The 20719-nt window shown below is 41.8% G+C and carries 16 protein-coding genes; 8 read left to right on the top strand and 8 right to left on the bottom strand.

Annotated elements, in window-relative coordinates; genetic code table 11:
* Nucleotides 1–6: 6 nt before the first annotated feature.
* Nucleotides 7–1785, top strand: coding sequence for a RagB/SusD family nutrient uptake outer membrane protein (locus H8S90_RS08820; protein ID WP_187342186.1), 1779 nt, complete (start codon nucleotides 7–9; stop codon nucleotides 1783–1785).
* A 485-nt stretch (nucleotides 1786–2270) separates the two neighbouring features.
* The gene (locus H8S90_RS08815) at nucleotides 2271–2924 is read left to right on the top strand and encodes an HAD family hydrolase (RefSeq protein WP_187342185.1); all 654 of its coding nucleotides are present in this window, start codon (nucleotides 2271–2273) and stop codon (nucleotides 2922–2924) included.
* Here H8S90_RS08815 and H8S90_RS08810 read toward each other — a convergent pair.
* The 3 genes from H8S90_RS08810 to H8S90_RS08800 form a co-directional block, all read right to left on the bottom strand.
* A complete protein-coding gene (locus H8S90_RS08810; protein ID WP_255501877.1) occupies nucleotides 2907–3644 on the bottom strand; it encodes a YetF domain-containing protein in 738 nt (245 codons plus the stop codon). The genes H8S90_RS08815 and H8S90_RS08810 overlap by 18 nt on opposite strands.
* Nucleotides 3645–3794: 150 nt before the next feature.
* Nucleotides 3795–7478, bottom strand: a complete 3684-nt coding sequence (locus H8S90_RS08805) for an ABC transporter permease (protein ID WP_187342183.1) — start codon at nucleotides 7476–7478, stop codon at nucleotides 3795–3797.
* A gap of 202 nt (nucleotides 7479–7680) precedes the next feature.
* Nucleotides 7681–8211 carry an NAD(P)H-dependent oxidoreductase gene (locus H8S90_RS08800; protein WP_187342182.1) on the bottom strand — a complete coding sequence of 177 codons (531 nt, stop codon included), beginning with the start codon at nucleotides 8209–8211 and terminating at the stop codon, nucleotides 7681–7683.
* A 96-nt stretch (nucleotides 8212–8307) separates the two neighbouring features.
* Between H8S90_RS08800 and H8S90_RS08795 the strand changes: the two genes are divergently transcribed.
* The 3 genes from H8S90_RS08795 (at nucleotide 8308) to H8S90_RS08785 (ending at nucleotide 11078) form a co-directional block, all read left to right on the top strand.
* The gene (locus H8S90_RS08795) at nucleotides 8308–8673 is read left to right on the top strand and encodes a helix-turn-helix domain-containing protein (RefSeq protein ID WP_187342181.1); all 366 of its coding nucleotides are present in this window, start codon (nucleotides 8308–8310) and stop codon (nucleotides 8671–8673) included.
* A gap of 104 nt (nucleotides 8674–8777) precedes the next feature.
* The gene (locus tag H8S90_RS08790; RefSeq protein WP_187342180.1) at nucleotides 8778–9770 is read left to right on the top strand and encodes a PD40 domain-containing protein; all 993 of its coding nucleotides are present in this window, start codon (nucleotides 8778–8780) and stop codon (nucleotides 9768–9770) included.
* 195 nt (nucleotides 9771–9965) lie between these two features.
* The gene (locus H8S90_RS08785) at nucleotides 9966–11078 is read left to right on the top strand and encodes a Fic family protein (RefSeq protein WP_187342179.1); all 1113 of its coding nucleotides are present in this window, start codon (nucleotides 9966–9968) and stop codon (nucleotides 11076–11078) included.
* 100 nt (nucleotides 11079–11178) lie between these two features.
* Here the strand turns inward: H8S90_RS08785 and H8S90_RS08780 are convergent, their stop codons facing one another.
* The 3 genes from H8S90_RS08780 to H8S90_RS08770 form a co-directional block, all read right to left on the bottom strand.
* Nucleotides 11179–11625, bottom strand: coding sequence for a DUF2141 domain-containing protein (locus H8S90_RS08780; RefSeq protein ID WP_187342178.1), 447 nt, complete (start codon nucleotides 11623–11625; stop codon nucleotides 11179–11181).
* Between the two features lie 248 nt (nucleotides 11626–11873).
* The gene (locus tag H8S90_RS08775) at nucleotides 11874–13133 is read right to left on the bottom strand and encodes a hypothetical protein (protein WP_187342177.1); all 1260 of its coding nucleotides are present in this window, start codon (nucleotides 13131–13133) and stop codon (nucleotides 11874–11876) included.
* A gap of 99 nt (nucleotides 13134–13232) precedes the next feature.
* Nucleotides 13233–13703: a hypothetical protein gene (locus H8S90_RS08770; protein WP_187342176.1), complete on the bottom strand. Its 471-nt coding sequence runs from the start codon at nucleotides 13701–13703 to the stop codon at nucleotides 13233–13235.
* A 659-nt stretch (nucleotides 13704–14362) separates the two neighbouring features.
* Between H8S90_RS08770 and H8S90_RS08765 the strand changes: the two genes are divergently transcribed.
* A complete protein-coding gene (locus tag H8S90_RS08765) occupies nucleotides 14363–15241 on the top strand; it encodes an ATP-grasp fold amidoligase family protein (protein ID WP_187342175.1) in 879 nt (292 codons plus the stop codon).
* Nucleotides 15242–15292: 51 nt separating this feature from the next.
* Here the strand turns inward: H8S90_RS08765 and H8S90_RS08760 are convergent, their stop codons facing one another.
* Complete coding sequence (locus tag H8S90_RS08760) at nucleotides 15293–16174, bottom strand: helix-turn-helix transcriptional regulator (RefSeq protein WP_187342174.1); 882 nt, start codon at nucleotides 16172–16174, stop codon at nucleotides 15293–15295.
* A gap of 122 nt (nucleotides 16175–16296) precedes the next feature.
* Between H8S90_RS08760 and H8S90_RS08755 the strand changes: the two genes are divergently transcribed.
* Together H8S90_RS08755 and H8S90_RS08750 are read left to right on the top strand one after the other, a co-directional pair.
* Nucleotides 16297–18678, top strand: coding sequence for a carboxypeptidase regulatory-like domain-containing protein (locus tag H8S90_RS08755; RefSeq protein WP_255501876.1), 2382 nt, complete (start codon nucleotides 16297–16299; stop codon nucleotides 18676–18678).
* Nucleotides 18679–18992: 314 nt separating this feature from the next.
* A complete protein-coding gene (locus tag H8S90_RS08750; protein WP_187342173.1) occupies nucleotides 18993–19745 on the top strand; it encodes an SDR family NAD(P)-dependent oxidoreductase in 753 nt (250 codons plus the stop codon).
* A gap of 57 nt (nucleotides 19746–19802) precedes the next feature.
* On the opposite strand, the gene H8S90_RS08745 is transcribed toward H8S90_RS08750, so the two are convergent.
* Nucleotides 19803–20669, bottom strand: coding sequence for a sialate O-acetylesterase (locus tag H8S90_RS08745; RefSeq protein WP_187342172.1), 867 nt, complete (start codon nucleotides 20667–20669; stop codon nucleotides 19803–19805).
* Nucleotides 20670–20719: the final 50 nt, after the last annotated feature.

Here is a 20719-nt window from a genome sequence, read left to right as displayed (position 1 = left end):
ATGATCATGATTACGTATAATAAAATTACTTGTAAAACTCTGTTACTGGCCTTCTTTTTCATCAGTATCACCTTCGCCTCATGTAAGCGCGACCTATTGGATTTAAAACCATTGGATTCAGTTTCGGATGCCGATGTATGGAATGACCCGAATCTCGTACAGGCCTTCATTAATCGCCGTTACGATCAGATCGGATGGGGCTGGACAGAATCGTGGATGAGCTCCGTTGTGGATGAGACTTATCTGATTTGGAGCCGGGGTTGCGAGCCCATCACCAGAGGTTTTGTTAATCCCAATGATCTCGGCCGTATGAATGGCGGCTGGTACGGAGGCGACAACCGCAACTGGAAAACCATTTGGGATAATATCAAAGACTGCAATGTTTTCTTTCAGAACATTGATCAGGTACCTTTTACTGATGAGGAACTCAAAAACCGTTTCCTAGGCGAAATAACTTTCATCCGGGCCTTAATGTATTTCGATTTGGTTAGCAAATATGGCGGTGTTCCTTTGGTAACAGTAGCCTACGATCTCGATAATATGGAAGAAGGCGCCCAATTGCCCCGTAACGACTACGAGACTTGTGTCGCATTCATCGTGAATGAATGTGACAAAGCCGCCTCTCTCCTTCCGGCAACTTTTAGTGGATCGGATAACGGACGTGCAACCAGTGTAGCGGCTTTAGCACTCAAATCACGTATGCTACTGTACGCGGCAAGTCCACTTATGAATGAACAGGTGCAGGATGAACTGGTAGGCTATACCACTCCGTCAGTTGATCGCTGGATCAGGGCCGCAGATGCGGCAAAAGCAGTTATCGATCTGGCCTCTGCTAATGGTTATGGCTTATATGACCAATATGGAGATGATGTCAAAACAAATTATACCGAGATGTTCCTTGACAAATCCAGTCGCGAAGTCCTATTTTCCAGACAGAATTATGGCTCGCCCAATAACATGCACTATATTGATCAGGTCAACTACCCAAATGGTTATGGAGGTTGGGGCGGCAATGTGCCTATCCAAGAATTTGTAGATGATTTTGAAGTCTTACAGGAAGGACAGGCGCTGCCCTTTAATTGGAATAACCCCACTCTGAGAAGCACCCCATACGCCAACCGCGATCCCAGATTGTACGCTTATGTCTTATATGATGGTGCCTCATGGAAAGACCGTACCCTAGAAACACATTTCAGGGAACAATCCGGCACCAATGCACTAGCCGGCGGCAGAGATACTCGAGATGGTACAGAACCTTGGAACACCAGTACTTCCGGCTACAATATGCGCAAATTTATTAACGAAGGTTACGTTGCCAACAGTTGGAATTTTGTTGGTCGTTCAGCTCAAAACTGGATCTGGTTCCGTTTAGCAGAAGCCTATCTCAATTATGCGGAAGCGCAATACCATGCAGGAAATGAAGGTGATGCACGCTGGGGTGTAAACATGATCCGTAATCGTGCCCGCATGCCCGAAATAACTGCAAGTGGAACGGAACTTTTAGAAAAAATCAGGCACGAGCGGCGTATCGAACTGGCTTTTGAAGAACATCGCTATTTCGACATCAGGCGCTGGATGATAGCTGAGGATGTAATGAATAGAAATGCAACTGGTGTGGTCATCATTAAAAAGCTAGATGGCACAACAGAGTACAGGGCACATACAGGCACCCCGGAAACGGTTGTTGAAGAGCGCAGTTTCGTAGCACCGCGTATGTACTGGTTACCCATACCACAATATGAACGTGACCGAAATCCAAATTTACAACAGAACCCTGGGTATTAATTAAAAGAAGAATGCCTGGCCGTCTAAAAACCAGGCATTCCTCTTTAATAAGGTTTTACCGTTTCAACAATTTCCTGGCGATGTCCAGTTTACGTTACAACTATTCTAAAAACGAAGATCCGAATAATGGATATTTCCAAGGATCATTATCGCCAAAACTGGGTTTAGTTTATCAGGTAATGCCAAAATCCATAATCAGGTTGCTGACGATTTCATAGCTTTTCTGCGCCACCGCCTGTTGTCTTTCCTGTCTTTTTAGTATTTCTATAACACCCATTTCAATTGTGCCTCCGGTCACTTTATAAATGATTCTATCAAAGTTACGATTTATTTTGCTGTCTTATCACGCCTACAATCGCCGCTGATCAAGGCTTTGGCAATAGCCGACCGAGCAACGTATAGATAGACAAAACAAAAATCGTATCCGATTATCAGGGAGCAAAAACTCGATAGATTTAGTAACTTCGTTTTTTAACAACTTAGATATGGATAAGATAAAGACGGTTATTTTTGATTTAGATGGTACTATAGCGAATACCCTTCCACTTTGCATTCAGGCTTTTCGCCATTCCATAGAACCATTGATTGGAAAGTCGATTTCTGATCAGGAAATTATAGCTACTTTCGGTCCATCGGAGGAAGGCACAATTAGTGCATTGGCTCCCGACCACTACGAACAAGGGGTTCAAAACTACTTACGTAATTACGAGACGCTGCACCATATCTGTCCAACACCGTTTGAGGGTATACCGGAAATCCTAAGAGACCTGAAAAATAACAAGGTTATGCTGGCGCTTGTTACGGGAAAAGGAGCATTGAGCGCCAATATTTCCTTAAAACTTTTCGACCTTCTCCATTTCTTTGACGTCATAGAAACCGGATCACCGGATGGCCCCAGAAAGGTTGAAGGAATACAAACCGTTTTAAAGCATACACCTGACACGAAAAAAGACCAGGTTATTTACATTGGCGATGCGCCGAGCGATATATTAGCCTGCCGGGAAGTAGGTATTCCTATCGTTGCTGCCGCATGGGCGGAAACAGCAGAGCCAGATAAACTGCGTGCACTAAATCCAGATTATATGTTTTTTGAAGTGAGCGATTTCCATCAATGGCTGGAGCTACTTAATGCGGTCTGAATTCGAAGCCGCTATCCATTTATTTTTGCCACATCGGTTACAAGTATGCTTCCCCGAAGCCAAGAAAGCTGGGTTACCGCAAAAAACACAAGCATAAGTCCCATGCGCTGAAATTTCGACATGCTGTTTCCCGTAAACTTTCGGTAATATCGGAAGCCCATATCTAATATCCTTCGTAGGAAAAAAGAAAACGGAGATATTTCCATTGGTCTCAAGGATTGCAGTTTCCACCTGACCTAAATGCGTTACGCTCACTTGTCTTAATTCAGCAAAAAATTCATCCATAGCTAACGAATCTTTCGAAATATTATCAATAGCGAACATCCCGTTTTCAATAATGTAAATAGGGTTACCTTCTACCCATTTTTCAATTTTCCGGCTTTTAGCAGTGAACCATGTTACTGATCTATATGCTATGATGATTGTACTGCATACCAAGAACGCGGGTATAATGGCAACATCTTTATAAAACATTGGATCACCTGCGGCAGATCCCAAACTTATAATTATTGCAACTTCAAAAATAGACAATTGACGTACGCCCCTTTTTCCGGAAAGCCTTATGATTACGAGGACAATAACAAACATTACCATTGTTCTCGCAACAATCTCAAGCGCATACTCCAGATTTAATTTTTCAAAAAAAATTCTATACCAATCTATTTCCATAAAACAAGCAAATCTTAACAAAATTTCAGTAAGTACCGGTTGTGCAATCAAAAGCTATCATGTCTAAAGAAGGCTTGAATGATTTGTTTGACATTTGATGATTAACTTCAAGCGTTTTCCGGATTACGGTAGAAAGTTACGAAATGGCGTTGACATTTAATGGGTACAATTAGGACGAATAACGGATATACCCGGCAAAAGCTACTCACTTCTCAAACTCTTCACTGGGTTTGCCCTTGCCGCTTTTATTGCCTGGAAACTTATTGTTATAAGTGCAATAATGATTGCAACAAGCCCGCCTATAGCAAATAACCACCAACTGATATTGATGCGATAAGCATATTCTTGCAACCATTGGTGCATGTAATACCATGCGATGGGTGTAGCAATCGCAAAGGAAATAGCAATGAGTATAATAAATTCTTTTGAAAACAAATAAACGATATTACCTGTGGTAGCACCGAGCACTTTACGAATACCCACTTCTTTTATCCGCTGCACGGCCATGAATGAGGCTAAACCATACAACCCAAGACAGCTCAGGAAGATTGCGATGGCTGCAAAAATTTTATACAGAGCCGCTAACTGGTTTTCCTGTTTGTAAAAACTTTCAATTTTATCATCAAGAAACTTGTATTCATAAACATAATCGGGAAATATTTGCTCCCATGTTTTTTTTATAGATTGCATTGTAGCAGAAATGTTTGAGGCTGTAAGCTTCATTCCGGCCTGGCGATACATGGTGCCGTTTGTGGTAATAAGCAATGGCGCCAGAGCATGATGAAAAGGTCGGTCATTAAAATCTTTCAATACACCAACAACAGGACATTTTATGAGGTCACCAAATATGCTTATTTCTTTACCCAATATATCTTCCGGTCGTTTAAATCCCAAATTTTTCACCAGCGTTTCATTCACCAAAAATTCTCTTGTCAGATCGGAGGCTTGTAAATTTCTTCCGGCTACCAGTTGTAATTTGTAAGCCGGCACATATTCGTGGTCAGCGAATTTGACAATAGCTTGAAAGTCTGCTTCTTTTATTGAACGGTCAAATTTGAACTCAGTCCACAAATTATTATCGTCTTCAACCGGCGTACTGGAACTGAAGCTTACGGCTTGCACGCCGTTTACTGACAATAACTGTTGCCTTAAATAATCCCTCTGCACGGTAGTATCCGGACGGAAGGGAACATTTACTAGGGCATCTCTATCAAAGCCTAAGGGTTGATTCATGAAATAATTCATTTGCTGGACAATGACGAGTGTGCCGATGATCAGTGCCTGAGCAATGATAAATTGAAACACAACCAATGCTCTTCTTAATGAAATTCCCTTTGCAGTATTTATTGTGAGTTTACTCTTTAAAGCATGAACAGGATTGAAGCGTGATAAAACGAGAGAAGGATAAAAACCGGCAAGTGCGGTTACCACTAGGGTTAGCGTCAAAAGAAATAAAATAATTGCAGGATTGCCCAGTATGTTGAATGAAAGTGAAAATTCTAAAAGTTGATTAACAGAAGACAAGGCGAGAACAGTAATAACTACCGCAAGCAGGACAGCACTGGTAACGATCAAAAATGTTTCAACGATGAATTGGATTTGCAATTGCAGTTTGTTACTACCCAAAACCTTTCTTACGCCAATCTCCTTGGCACGATTAACAGCCTGTGCAGTGGAGAGGTTGATAAAGTTAACGCAAGCAATTAACAGAATGAATGCTGCAATCAACCACAATACGTTGATCAGTTCATAACTGATTGTTTTGTTGCTATAATTACCTGTTTGTGTGTCATAATGCACCGCGTTTAATGCTTGTATAATATAAGTATCCTTATGATCGGGAGATTGTACCTTTTGTGCGAATGCGCTTAATTGTTGATTAAAATCATCAACAGCAATATGCGGCGGCAGCAAAATATAACAACCAAACTCAGGTGCGGTTCCATTCCAATCGGGATTTTGTAATCCGTGTTCTTTATCGCCTGTAAAATCCGTTCCGAAAGCAATTGCCAGTTTCAGCTGAAAGTCTGTATTGGCAGGTATGGTGGCGAGAATGCCGGAAACTTTCAGCTCGATGGGCGGTGATTGAAATAATCCGGCACCTATTCTATAGGATACGGTTAGTTTTAGGGTTTTACCGATTGCGGTCTTCCAGTCACCGAAATATTTTTCTGCAATCTCTTGGGTAAGCAATACATTGTTCGGATCTTTTAAGGAGGCATATGAACCTGCGAGCAGTGGGAAATCAAATATGTTAAAGAATGAAGGCGTTGTATAAAATACGCCGCTCTGCTCTCTAAAATTCTTAACAGGGTTTCCGTTAACATCAAGTACCTGTAACTGATCGTTATGGCTTGCATATATCGGAGCTACTTCTTCTAGCTGAGGAAAAACCGTTTTTAATGCTATGGGCATTGGAAAAGGGATGCCTTTCTCATAAGAAGTATTGACGGCATCCGCATGATGATATTCAGTTAACACCCGATAGGTGCGATCTTTCTTTGCGTGAAATTCATCGAAGCTTGTTTGGAATTGTATAATGATAAAGATCATCATACAAACGGCAATACCAACAGCCAATCCGATAATATTAATAGCGGCATAACCTTTATTGCGCATTAGGTTGCGCCTGGCTATCTTAAAATAATTTCTAAACATAAAACTGCGGTTTGATTTCTCGTGAGGCCACTTTGGGGTGGTTTCATTATTCGAAATTACCGCCACAAACCGGGGATAGCGTCCCAGATTATAAGATGGGCGCTCTTTTTTCAGATGATTTTTATATGCAGCCGGGCTTTCCCCGGTCAATTGTTTGAAAGCCCGATTAAAAGTAGTTTTGGAATTAAATCCCGATTCAAATGCAATACCCAGCAGGGTAATATGATCATAAGCAGGGTCCTGCATTTTCTGAATGACGTACGCAACGCGGTATTCATTGATGAAATCATTGAAGCTTTTTTTGAGCACAGTATTGATGATCCGGGATAATTCATGGGGCCCTAGCTGTAGCTTTTCGGCCAGCGAGTTTAAACTTAGTTCCGGATCTTTGTAATGGAAATTGGTTTTGACAACTTTCTTCAGCCAAATACCTTTCTGCTTCAACTCAGCCGATAGCACCGGTCTTAAAAACCAAGGTGCATCTTCCGATACGCTAACTTCCGGCCTTAAAAGGGCCACCATCGCCATCCAAATGGCCATTACCGCTAAAAGAAGATAGAAAGGATAATAAGCCTGGATGCCTAACTGGTTATGGTAGTAAAAATAATCTACAGCTGTAAAAGGTAGCCACAATAGCCATAAAAAGCCAAAACCTATCAATAAATCACGTAGCCACCGCAATTGGTACCGATACCGATCACCCCCGTTAAATTTCAAGCCTCGGTAAAAGTACTCTATCTGTTTATGAGATGCGTATAGGTAGGTGCCGACCGAAATAAATGCCAACAATTGTAATATAGGGTTCAGCTGATGAAAGGTCAGCGTATGATAAGTGGCCGCACCCGTCTTGATACTCTCCTTCATCTCCAATACCAGAACACCCTGTTCGAGCAATAGCGGGCCGAAATGCAGAAGATCCTTAAAGCGAAATGTTTTGTTAGGCCAGGTTATTCTGCGGACATAAAAAAAGATCAGCGGACCTATTGCCAGCGAAAATTGCAGCGGCAGCCAGCTCCAATGAGAAAAATAGGTTTCAAGACCGATGCTCCTGCCCAGTACCCAGAGCAGCCGCAGCACCGTTGTAGCCATGGCCAAGCTCAAAAAGCGGTTTGCAGCCCGGTTTATCCTTTTGGCGAATCCCAATTGCAGAGCAAGAGAGAGCCCGATAAATATCGCTCCCAAAAGAGCCAGGTCATAGGGGGTGATATGGAAGATATATGCACTCAAGTGGTTTCTTTACTTCAATCCCCATTCCAAACCATTAAGTTATTAATATAAAGTAAATTGCATTTTACTTACGCTAATCAATGTAACGCTAACGGACAATGAGTGTTCAAAAACGAACAACATTTGCTTGGGGAAATTAAGCATATCTTATTTTTTCTATCTTGGCGTAAAACGCGGCATGGCCTATTTAGTTTCACCCAGCTTAAAGCGATTCCAAAAACTTCCTATATAGCGGAACACTACGTTCTATCCATTCATCAGAAGAATTTAACTCTATCCCATAGTAAGCAAAAAACGGTCGGTAATCAGCCTTTACATATTCAAACGATAGCTCGAACGGCCGGGTCAATTCCTCCATGGTATATTTATATCTTTCTCCCGAACCATACTCATGTTCATCAACCCCTACTGACATCGCCAGCGCCACTTTCTTTCCCGACACCTTGTAACCACTTTTACTGCCATAGGCCCAACCGTAAGTCAGCACCTCGTCTAACCATTTCTTAAAAAGTGGAGGGCAATTAAACCAATAATAAGGAAACTGGAATACAATTTTGTCGTATTGCTCCACCAGTTTTTGCTCGGCCAACACATCAATTTTTTCATCAGGATAAACTTCATACAGCTGATGCACAACATATTGATCAGGATACTTTTTTAATTCTTCCACCCACCGCCTGTTCACTTTCGAGCTTTTAATATCGGGATGGGTAACAATTACCAGTGTTTTCATATCATTGATTAAACTTATCTGATGCAAACATAAACAGCTTACCTCAAATTTTGTACATTAGCAACCTATTGTATGATACTATAAAAAAAGTAAGTAATGTCTAAGATTAAGGAATCATCTACAAATTTTGCGAACAAGCAGGCATTAGCCGATGAATGTCCGGAAGTGTATGCCGCTAACCTTATTGGTGGGCAATGGGCTTTGGTCATTTGTTCCTGGTTGCTCAACGGAAAACTACGATTTGGAGCCCTTAGGAGGCTTTTACCCAACATTACGGAGCGTATGCTTACCTTGCAACTTCGAAAACTAGAAGAGCAAAACATTTTGACCCGGACGGTTTACGCGGAGGTCCCTCCACGCGTGGAATACGAACTCACGCCAATTGGCTACGAATTAAAGCCGATCATTAAACAACTTGAAAGTTGGGGGAAGAAACATCAACAAATGAACCAGAAAAGTTAATTGTGCTTGTAAGGCGTGGGCCCCAAAGGGAGATAAAAATACCGCTTTTCGGGGATTTATCTAAGTGGATATAACACCTATATTTGCTAGGTAAATATCGATCTATGAAAACATGTCGCTTTGGCGTTTATATCACTTCACTGTTATTATCATTCTTCATACTTTCCTGCTCGAAGGATAGCGATACGCAACCCGATGGGGATGGTGCCGGGGGAGAAAACTTTTATCCACAAGACCTGACGGGCACGATTTATTACGATTGGGCCACAGAGGGCATCATAAAGGTAGAATTACCCAGCGGTACCGGGGGATCTTTCATTCCCGACAAGGGCAAACTGAACAGTTTTGATGTATCCAAAGATGGTAAATACCGATTGACCGCAGTCAATGCAAGTACATTAGGACAGTATGATGTGCGGTTCACGTTAAGCAATTTGAAAGATGGAGGTATAGTAGAAGAGTTCATTTACAACAGCCCCGCCGGCAACCCGTATTGCCATGGTCAATTATCTTTCGACAACCAATTTATCCTTGTTACATCTAACGACTATGAAGACGGAATTACGATTTTGAAAACCAACGGCGAATTCGTTGCGCGACTGAGCGATATCAACGGCGAGCGCTTCGAAATGAACGAAACTCGGTGCTGGCTTCCCAACAACGAAATTCTGCTTACCCACGGAAAATACATTATCCGTTCGGCTCCGCCTTATACTGGCGGAAAGCTCGTGAAACAAATGGATTATGAAGATTGGGGCGACCTGACCGTCAATCATGATGGTACCCAGCTTGCGCTACGTATTGATAAACACATTTACACCTTGGATATAAATGGTGAACAGCTCACACAGGTTACCACAAGCAATTTCAAGGAAGCGGAGCCGGTTTTCTCTCCAGACGGAAAATACCTGCTAATCGGATCTGATTACAGGCAAACCGGTCCTTTTGGTTTCGTGTGGGATTTGAAAATTATTCCCAATGATGGTAAACAGTATAATGTTGATCCCGTTGACGCTAATTCTATAGGGGTAATCCCCGTTTTCTGGCAAGGAAAGGACAAGATAGAAACTGCCGGCGGACAGGTTGTGTGGAAGTAAGTTCAGCGAAATGAACAAAGCTTGGTGACAGTTTCAGTAGCTGCAATAATAATGAAAACTACGACCACATCGCAAACTTTAACTATATATCAACAATCCATATATCGTGAAGGATTGGGCAAATGAGCCGAATAAAACTTGTAATCGGCTCATTTTATATGTATATTTGAGCCAATTAAGAAATATAATCGGCTCATGGCATATAATTGGCAGCTACAAGGATGGCCTAATTTTAACTACAACGTAGAAGAAGTGCAACCATTGATTCTTGCGTTCGCACAGGAAACTGGTGAGGTGAACGGCCTTATTCAAGGGTTGTCCAGTGAACTCCAACAGGAAGCACTACTCCAGCTCATGCTGTCCGAAGCTGTAAAGACTTCAGCAATTGAGGGCGAATATGTAAGTCGTGAAGACGTGATGTCTTCCATCCGGAATAACCTCGGTCTGAACAATACGCCAATATATATCAAAGATCAACAAGCAGTAGGAGTAGCCCATTTGATGGTGGAGGTCAGAAAAACCTTTCAAGAGCTGTTGACTTCGGCGATGATCAAATCTTGGCACCGCCTGCTGTTTGTCAACGCAAACCGGATCAATCCAGGTGAATGGCGGCAAGGGGACGCCCCCATGCAGGTGGTTTCAGGTGCCTACGGCCGCGAAGTTATCCATTATGAGGCGCCTCCATCGACACGGGTGCAGCATGAAATGGGAGCATTTGTCGACTGGTACAATTTGGCAACCTTTCCACTAAATGGGCAGGTGCCTAAAGCCATATTGAAATCGGCCGTTGCACACCTCTATTTCGAATCAGTTCATCCCTTTGAAGATGGCAACGGTCGTATCGGGCGGGCAATAGCGGAGAAAGCGTTGTCACAATCACTTGGACGTCCCGTCATGCTAAGCCTATCCAAAACGATCGAAGCAAACAAAAACGCATATTACGCCGCTTTGAAAGAAGCACAGCGCTCGTTGGATATCACTGCTTGGATTGACTATTTTGCAAACGTCATCTTAGATGCACAGCGTGATGCGAAGACCATGATGCAATTTACGTTGAAGAAAGCGCAGTTCTTTGATCGTCATAAAAATCAGCTTGACGACAGGCAAATGAAAGCAATAAACAAAATGATGGACAAAGGAACCGATGGTTTTGAAGGTGGAATGACCGCCAAAAAATACATGGGTATCACGAAGGTTTCAAAGGCTACGGCTACACGTGATTTACAACTTTTAAACGAAATGGGAGTATTGGTACAAGAGGGGGCTGGAAGATCAGTAAGGTATTACTTAAATTTAGCATACCAATAGCGGCTTTAACAATTTCAGCTTCCTAAATATTATATCGACCAGTTCTTCTTAATTAGAAACCGCAAAAATAAGTAAACCAATCTTTCAACGATTTATCAACTTAAAAATAGCGCATTTTGCAGGTTATTTGAGCAGATGGTTTTGCAAGTTGAAAACTGAAATCGCCGAATTTCGGTTTCTTCATTCCCGAAAGATAAAAGTTCGAGAACGCCACCCCTTCCTTCGGTATGCCAACCATGTTTTTATCTAGTTTGCCGTTACTGTTTTCATCATCTACTACGGTAATGCCATATGATCCTTCAGGTAGTTCAATTGATAGTTGCATCTTACCATCTTTCAAGGTTGACTTTTTGAATACCTGCCGAAACTCTGGCTTTTCGGATTTGAAGCTCTCCTCATTCTTAAAGACAGCCAAAAGGATCTGCCCATTGGATGATTTGATGTCTGATACCTGAATATTTACGGTTTGGGCAGAAAGTGCGGTGCCTGATAGGGCCACGATTGATAAGCAGAGAAAAAAGACTCGTAGTAAATAATTTATGGCCATAGTCTAGTAATATAATGTATCGTCGTTTATCCTCAAATCTAATGATAACCGATGAATTCGCAACAAAAAAGTAAATTTCGAAATACCTGACCTACCTTATGGACTGATGATAGACCGGACACGATATCCCACGATAGCTGTATATGGCACTATGCAAGCTATAATGATATCAAAGTAAAATAACTAGCTGATATTATTTCTAAATCTTATTTTTCGGTTGCACGTCTCCTTTATCCAAGCTACCGTGATTACAAACCTTTCACTATTACTTCTTCTTTAACCAATATTTCACCATCACTATTTTTTATCTCGATATGATAGCGCCCTGGAAACAGATACAACACATTGTCCTTGTCGCTCACCAGATACTGATCTGCGGGAATTCGCCATCCCGGTGCTTCATTTGCATAAAATGCCTGTACCGTTTGCCCTTGGGTGAGTTGTTCAAATTTGACCTTGTAAGGTTTACGCAATCCGGCTATTTGATAAAAACCAGGTCTAGCCTCTCCTCGATATCTTGGAAATATTATGGAAACATCCACAAATTCGCCATGCCACGCTTTCCCATCATTCATCGCAATCACAGGTCTGCTTATCTGTCGAAGATTATTTACAGCAGTGAATTCCTTGGTCTCCAGTTGCGGATAAAAGTGTTCGATTTCTTTAGTCTGATCAATAGCAAAAGGCTCTATTCCGGTAATCTGCTTAATATACTGGCCCATTTTCTTCCAGCCATTGGCGTTACCCTTATGTATGTGGTCATAACCTGCATACACCAATATCTTTGCCTGAGGATCTTTGGCTATGATTTTGCCAAGGTTTACCGCCATGACTGAATCACGAAAACTGTTGCAGTAATTACGGTCTGCACCTTTATTATCGCAGGGCTGCTTCGACTCATAAGGAACCAATTGGAAACCTAAGTGTAAGCCATGCCTCATAAGTTCTCCAAAAAGGGGTTCGCGACTGTAATAACCAGTTTTATAACTAAATTCCCCGCTACTGTTTATCATCGAATCTTCCAATGTCTCTACCGCAAGATACCGGTATCCGGCATTATAAAAACCCCGGAGCATTTCCGTTACAAAAGCACGATGATAAGGGATATGATGCGCTTCATTCATCATGGTGATCTGGTGCTTGGCCGACTGGCTTATGATATAATCAGCAGCATCAATAAATTCATGCGTCTTGACAAAAGCGGTATCGCACTCGACTTTTAAACTATCTATTATACTCAGGTATCGCTGATCGCTGTAATATAACGTGCTATCATAGTCTCCTAGAAAAGAATAGTAGGTCGTCATGGCCTGAAGCCACATACTTAACCCAGCTTGATCTTCTTGCGCTATTGGAATGTTTTTGAGCATTTTTAAGGGGGCTAAGTAATCTTCGGCATCGGCGTCCGTGATTGCAATAGCCATGTTGAACGAATCACTTGGCCTATCCTGCGCCAGGACACTAATATTCAACAATAACAAGACCGATAGTGTAAACAAATATTTCATAAAAATTAATTAGTCACCAAAACTAATAAATTAGTTTAAAATTATCAAGGCTTTCCTCGCCGGTAGGGTGATGACAATAAAATTTTAGTTCAATCGATATCAGTCAGAAATGATTGTTGTCTCCACGATAATCTCCTGGTTGTCTTCTGCTTTCGGGAGTAAGACGTGATACGTAACACTGGGTGCCTCGGTAGTCCAGCCCTGATAGAAACTCACATGTAATATTTTGTTACCCTTACAATCACCCCTTAACTCGTAATGGATCGAGCTATTACCTGTCCCAAAACCCTTTTTTCCTATCAACAGATCGTATTTATCAAATACGATATCAGGATGGCATTCGCCTGTTACCTTTTCATCATACTCGGCTTTGTTGCTGATTACCGTATAATCGTTGTTCAGCGCAATGTCGAGGCTTCGGCGTGTATCCGTACAGCCATAGGTGTCTTCAATGGAAGGCAATATCCAGCCAAGATCTGTTGACAAACAGTGCGCCTCGTTTTTGCCACAAGTTGTATTTAACAATAACACAAGTGCAGGGAGGGAAAAAAGGATGATTTTATATTTCATGGTTCGGTTGCTTTAGCGGTCTTGTTCAGATAAACGCCTCCCTAATCGATTACGCTACAGATACCATAATCATTCGTTCTCATCACCCGTTCGATGATTTCTCCGTAATGTTTATCCATTTTACTGGTTTCTCATTAGCAGTTCTCAAAATATAGGGCAAATATAGCATTAGCGTTATCATGGTGGAATACCAAATTATGGGAAAATCTATCGTCAAATATCTCAAACCTTTACACCAATAAGAAAAATGTTCAAGGATATATGACACATCAAATAATGTGAAAAACGACAAAAGCGAGCAATTTCGAACGTTAATGGCTGGGATTACAAGCAAATAGCCAATAAATACGTTAATGGAAGTAAAGTTAAAGAAATTTGACTTAGCACTTCAAATATAATTATCTTCAAAAAAAAGCTTCACATTTTTTTCTTGCTTCTTCAAACGATTTAATCTCATAGTAAATAACCAAACGAACCAAGCAAACAACTCCCTCTTTATGAACACTTTTTGATAACAGGCAATTCTAAATATGAAAAACTGTGAGGTGAAACGTGTCCCTATTTCGCGGCTATTATCAAATAAAACTAACTATTTTTATAGTGCTATATCGAACTATATTAAACTATTTATCAATTATTATTATAAATTTTTTTCAATTATGCTGGAACATATCGGTCACCATATGCTGGGACGGATCAATTATCGCTTTAATAGTGGTGGTGAATTTTCCAACCGAATCAAGCGCAGGCATCATTTATTATGGCGGGAGGCAGAACCGCTTAGAAGACTGTGGTTAACACAAAAGCATCCCCTGAATGAATGGCGCGATGAAAACTTATGGCAAAGGCGATTAAGTAACAAGCTCAATGCGAAGGAATTTGCACAGTTAAACGGTTGTAAAACCTCCGAACTCTACTGGAAAGGGCGGAATGTAGAGAAAATCGACTTTTCGACACTGCCCGCTCAATACGTTATTCGCCCAACAAGGGGAAGCGGCTGCACAGGGGTTTTCCTTATGAACGATGGATTAAATTTGCTCGACAATAAACGTTATTCGCCCGAAGAGATTGTTCTTTTATTAAGAGCATGCGTAAGCGAGTTCCCTAACCAACATATTCTCGTAGAAGAATTTTTACAGAATGAAGCCGGGGAATACTTGATTCCGGTCGATTATAAATTTTACTGTTTTAATGGTAAAATTGCGGGCATCAGTGTGATCAACAGGTTTGGCAATCACGGTGGGACTCGTAGTTTTTTCAACGAAGATTGGATTCCGATGAAACCCTTACTCTTTTCTTTTCCTTATGACAATATATCAGAGCAAGCCAAACCAAAATGTTTTGATGAAATGGTTGAACAAGTAAAAAAGCTGAGCAAAATCTATGGTATCTTTGTAAGAATAGATTTTTATGCCACCTCCAAGGGTGCCGTATTTGGCGAATTCACGCCAACACCCGGCTTAGGTATGGGGTTTACCAAATTCGGACAAAAATTGTTCACAGCTTATTGGGACCAGTACTGCAAAGGGCAAATCTAAGGTAGAAATGCCATTACGAATGAGCTTCCGGCATAAAAGGGGTGTAAAAACTTAGCGATAATGTCCGGGAGCCACGCCAAAAGCCTTTTTAAAGGCCACACAGAAAGATGATGGTGCGGCATAACCTACTTTGAATGCGATTTCCTTCAGTGAATAATCCGTGTTACGGATTAAATCTATGGCCTTTGCCATCCGGATTTTGGTTGTATATTCAAAAATACCCATCCCATATAACTCCTTGAAGCCCTTTTTGAGCTTGAACGTATTAATCCCAAAGGCTTTGGATAGGTATGCTATGGTAAAAAAGCGCTCTGCATTAGCCGTGATCAGGTTTTTCACGTCCTCGAAAAGCTGTTTATCGCGATCTCCCAGCTCCCCTTTAGTTTGTGTAATCGTTCGGTCTGCATCAGACTCAGCCTTTTCAAAAAGTAAACTGAGCAAATGATTTACCTTCGCTCTTACGAAATAATCTCTACTGATTCCCTCCAACTTACAGGTTCTCATATCTTCCAGTAAATGAGCTACCTCAAGTGTGATAGGTATCCCTTTGTTAAATAATCGTGCATATTGATTATACGAAACCTTACGAATAAACTCCTTTATCGAAATATTGGATGTGGCCCATTCATTGAAAAAAGAAGGGGAGATATAGATATCAAGATTGCGGTAGCTATTGCCTTTACGAAGATATACTTCCACATCGGCATTTTTTGGTGTATAATAAATGTAGGCGTGATTCGGAAGATACTCATTTTCCACGCCGTTGATCTTGTCCTTCAAACGAACAGGATTTAGAAAGAAACTAATCTCAATAAGCCCCTCTCCTTCTGTATGGAAATGCTGTGTACAATCTTGCCGGCACGTATAGACATGCTCACAGATGTTAAAAGCCTGAGAATTGTGAATATAAGTCGTACGAAAAACACGCTCCATTACTGCTGTTAAAATTATACCAAACTAAAAAGCATTTCTACCAAATTCGAAAGCCGGCAGCATGCCATCGAACTAAATTTGCAGCGAATTTAATTATACTCATTCTAAATAAAATGGTTTATATGCTTTTTTACATAAAAAACAGGAAGGCTTGCGTTCTTATGCTCCTTTTCTTAATTTCTGTTCTTCCCTTGCGCAGCCTTGCACAAGGCTCCGGTGAAATATCCGGAAGAATCACCGATCATCATGATACTCCGCTAAGTGATTTAACGATCATCCTGAACAACGGTCTCCGGCAGACAGTGAGTGATGAGGAAGGCTACTTTACTTTTACTGGATTGGCAGACGGCCACTATACCGTACGCGTACTTTATTTTAATTCCCCGGCAGAAAAAGCTATTACCATTACCGGGCAAGAGAAGCTTCGTTTAGATTTCAGTATACAGGCAGGCAGTCAGGAGCTGGATGCTGTCACCGTATCTGTTAATAGAAAAACGATACCATCGTCTACCTTAAGGTTATCAGAAAATCTGCTGGTAACCCCTCAAAACATACAGATTATCGATCAAAACATGATCAACGATCAGGTTATTCTATCTACCGCAGAGGGCTTTACGAAGAACGTTAGTGGGGCACGGACGGTATACCATCAGGAAGAAGGAAGTGCCGGCATTTACGTTCGTGGCTATTCGGCCTCAAACTTACGGAACGGTATGGATGTTAGTGGTAGCTTTGGACCGTTAAGGGAGGATATGGCCTTTGTTGAACGCATAGAATTTGTCAAGGGCCCCGCCGGTTTCATGATGGGTAACACACAACCCGGTGGCTTCTATAATATTGTGACGAAGAAACCTAAAATCGATGGTGAAAGCTCCGCCCGCCTCACCTTGGGCAGCTTTGGTCTCTACCGTGGAGAGGTTGATGTAAACAGCAAACTATCGGAAGACGGGAAACTTTTGGGCCGTTTGAATCTTATGGGTACCAAAAAAGGCTCACACGTCATTACCGTATCTCACGAGCAATTTGTGATCAACCCTTCGGTCAAATACTTATTATCGGATAAAACAGATTTTACCGCGGAATATATTTACTCGCAGAACGCTTTTACCGGTGGTTTTTCAAAGTATGCCTATGGGCTTAATAACTTCAAGGAAGTGCCCGATTGGTTCAGTTTTAACGACCCCATCATCCAACCCACCGTCGTGCGCGAGCATAATATCTTTGGAACCATCAACCACCTGCTTTCAGACACCTGGATGTTAACGGGCCAGTTTGGTTACATCAATTCCGGTATGCAGGGCGAATCGCTCTATACCTTCTTTAATTCCATTGATGCCGAGGGAAATGTCTTTCGCCGCCTAGCCGCAAACGATGCCCTCAATACGTCAACCGTTGGGCAGGTGTTTGCCAAAGGTAAGTTTAACATAGGACAAACGCAGAATAACGTATTAATGGGCTTAGACATGGGAACAAAATTCTATGTTGCCGACTGGACAAACCTTCCTGATACGGTAGGTGGGGCTTTCAACATTTACGATCCCGTTTACGGCAACCTTAGCGCCAGCGATATTCCGGTATACGACCGGAGCAAGCCCTTGCGTGAACGTGGAGCGATGTACCTGACCGAATACACCTATTACTCTGCGCACTTTCAGGATGAGGTACATCTGCTAAATGATCGTCTGCGCATCGGTGCTGGATTACGCTATACCACTACAACACGTACCAGTGCAGCATCCAATGGTAATCGTGTAGACAATTCGGCACTTACCCCTAGATTTAGTATTACCGGGCTGCTAACGCCAACACTTACAGCCTACGCCCTATACGATCAAAGCTTTCAAGAGCAGACCGGTATGCAGTTGAATGGTGACCCCGTAGATCCTTCCCGCGGCATTAATCAGGAGGTGGGATTGAAGAAAGCATGGTTTGGAGGCAATTTATTGGCCGGCATTACCGCCTATCACCTTACACGCACCAATATTACGACTACAGCAGGGCCAGATAACCCCGGTTTCGTAGAGCAATCGGGCGAGGCAACATCCAAAGGTATTGAGGTAGATATCAATGGAAGGATTGGAAATTCATGGAATATCATGCTCAATTATGCTTATACTGACGCCAAAATTACAGAAGATAATGATCCCAGCAGGGTTGGCCAGATGTTATTGGGTACAGCTAAACACATATCTAATGCATGGATCAAATACACGCTGGACGAAGGTTTGCTGAAGGGCCTAGGCTTTATGGCCGGTTATGAATTCCAGAACAAGCGGGCGGCATGGCCGGTAACCGAAGAAAAATACCTGCCCGACAATCTCTTTCTCTTAGATCTCGGCACCACCTTTAAAAAAGACAATTACCAAATATCGTTACTTGTAAACAATCTGACGAACCGTTATAATTATACCGGGCATTTCCCTGGAGCATGGGGTTATTCTCATTATGGATGGCGATCGTTACCACCTCGAAGTTTCCGCCTTACACTGGGTTATAGCTTCTAGGTATAAATAGGCCACGGTTACCACTAGAATGTTACAATTAAACAAAATTCTTGGCACAGCACTTGATTATATGATTATAAGGTTTAGGTTGGATTAAAATCGAACGTCTGGCATCTCAAAAAGCCAGACGTTCTTGTTTATGAACAAATGTTAATCTGACAAAGTAAGCACCTGATAGCCAAAACCTAACATTCAAAATTGTAATGCATCTCACTTTTATAACTGACCGGGCTCAGTCAGTCTCTTGAATGAATACGTTAATTTTACTGCAATTAATCAGTTGGAGGCGCTTTTCAGCAAAAACACAAGAAATTATGGATAGACTTAAAGACAAAGTAGCGATAGTTACCGGTGCAGCCGGTGGTATTGGTGAAGCTATAGCCAGGTTGTTCGCAGATGAAGGAGCACGGGTTCTGGCAACGGATATTCAGGAAGAAAATTTAAAGCTTTGGGTGCATCAAGCACAACAGGCAGGCCAGCAAATTGAATATGCTTTACACGATGTGGCCTCAAGGACCGATTGGCAAAGTGTAATTACAAAAGCGCTATCCCTTTATGGCAAGGTAGATATCTTGGTTAACAATGCCGGTATATATCCCGCAGGTGCCACTACCGAAAATACGACGGATGACCTGTGGAATAAAGTCACTGCCGTTAACCTCACCGGACCATTTATTGGCACTCAATTATGTATACCACACATGAAGGAAAACAACGGTGGTGCTATCGTCAATATTTCTTCTATCGCTGGAATAGTTGGTGGCAACGGAGCGGCCTACTCGGCTACAAAAGGCGGCTTAAAATTATTAACTAAAGATCAAGCTGTGGAATTTGCGAAAGATAATATACGGGTAAATGCTATACACCCCGGAGGTATTCTTACCCCTATGACCGATTTTATTGGAACCGCAGAGGAGGCAAACGAACTTATGAAAGACCTTTGCCCCATGGGAAGATTAGGGAACGTGATGGAAATAGCCTATGGCGCACTTTATCTGGCTTCTGACGAGTCATCTTATACAACCGGCATAGAGCTGGTTATTGATGGGGGGCTGGTTGCGAGGTAAGAAAAACAGATAAATACTTTGTTAAGGAAAGAAACGTCAAACGAAGATGACTATTTTTTAATCCTGTTGTATTTCCTCTGCGCCATCTATCACCGACTGCATCAACAAATCCGAATAGCGATCCAACCCTATTTCCGAAAAATGCTGCCCGTCAAACCTGTCTATCGCATATATCAATTTATCTGTGTTCGGCCCAGCAAGCACATTTGGCATTTCGTTTATCGTTTCGATCTGTGCCTGCTGGATATTGGCATCAATCCCAAGTCCAGTTAGTGCGGAACGCTTTGGCGCATATGAAGCTATCGAGCAATAGAACGGAGCATCCTGTCCGAACTCCCTTACTGTATTGATGATGGATACTAACCTATCCTTATAATTTCCTTTGGATATTCTACTATTATCTGCTTCTCCCTGATGCCAGAATATATGAGTGGCTTTAATGTTTTTCTGCCGAAGAAGACCAAGTGTTTCTACTAGATCGGTGTTACAACGACCGCTTGACCAGCAATTAATATTGGTTCCGCTTATACCAATAGGAATTACAACCACATTCCGGCACATCCTGTTATCTATCAGCTTATCAGCAAATATTGTCCAGACACTACCTCCCAGGCCTCCTTTCATGCCAAGCAAAGGTTCCTTAGCAATAAATGTATTACCTTTATAGTAATTAATGATCGTATTATGCGACTCGTACAAAAAGTTACTTGAATTAGCTGAATTGGATTGACCAAAAGCCAATATAACAAATGTTGAGTCATCTGATGATGAGACATCAAAGTCAATTTTTTCCCGGAGAAGTTTATTTGCGGTAACTAGGGATTTTACAGAATTGGAGAATGACTTTCGATGATATCGATGAATATACTTTCCAAAGGTCGCTGTTGTAATGGATAATAACAATAAAAGCGCAGCCAGCGCCATGCAGCGTAGCTTTAGGTTGATTAAAAAACGCATACACAAAAATACACATT

Origin of the sequence: Olivibacter sp. SDN3 (genome assembly GCF_014334135.1) — a bacterium.
Taxonomy (GTDB): Bacteria; Bacteroidota; Bacteroidia; order Sphingobacteriales; family Sphingobacteriaceae; genus Olivibacter.
This window is presented reverse-complemented; position numbering and strand designations above follow the sequence as displayed.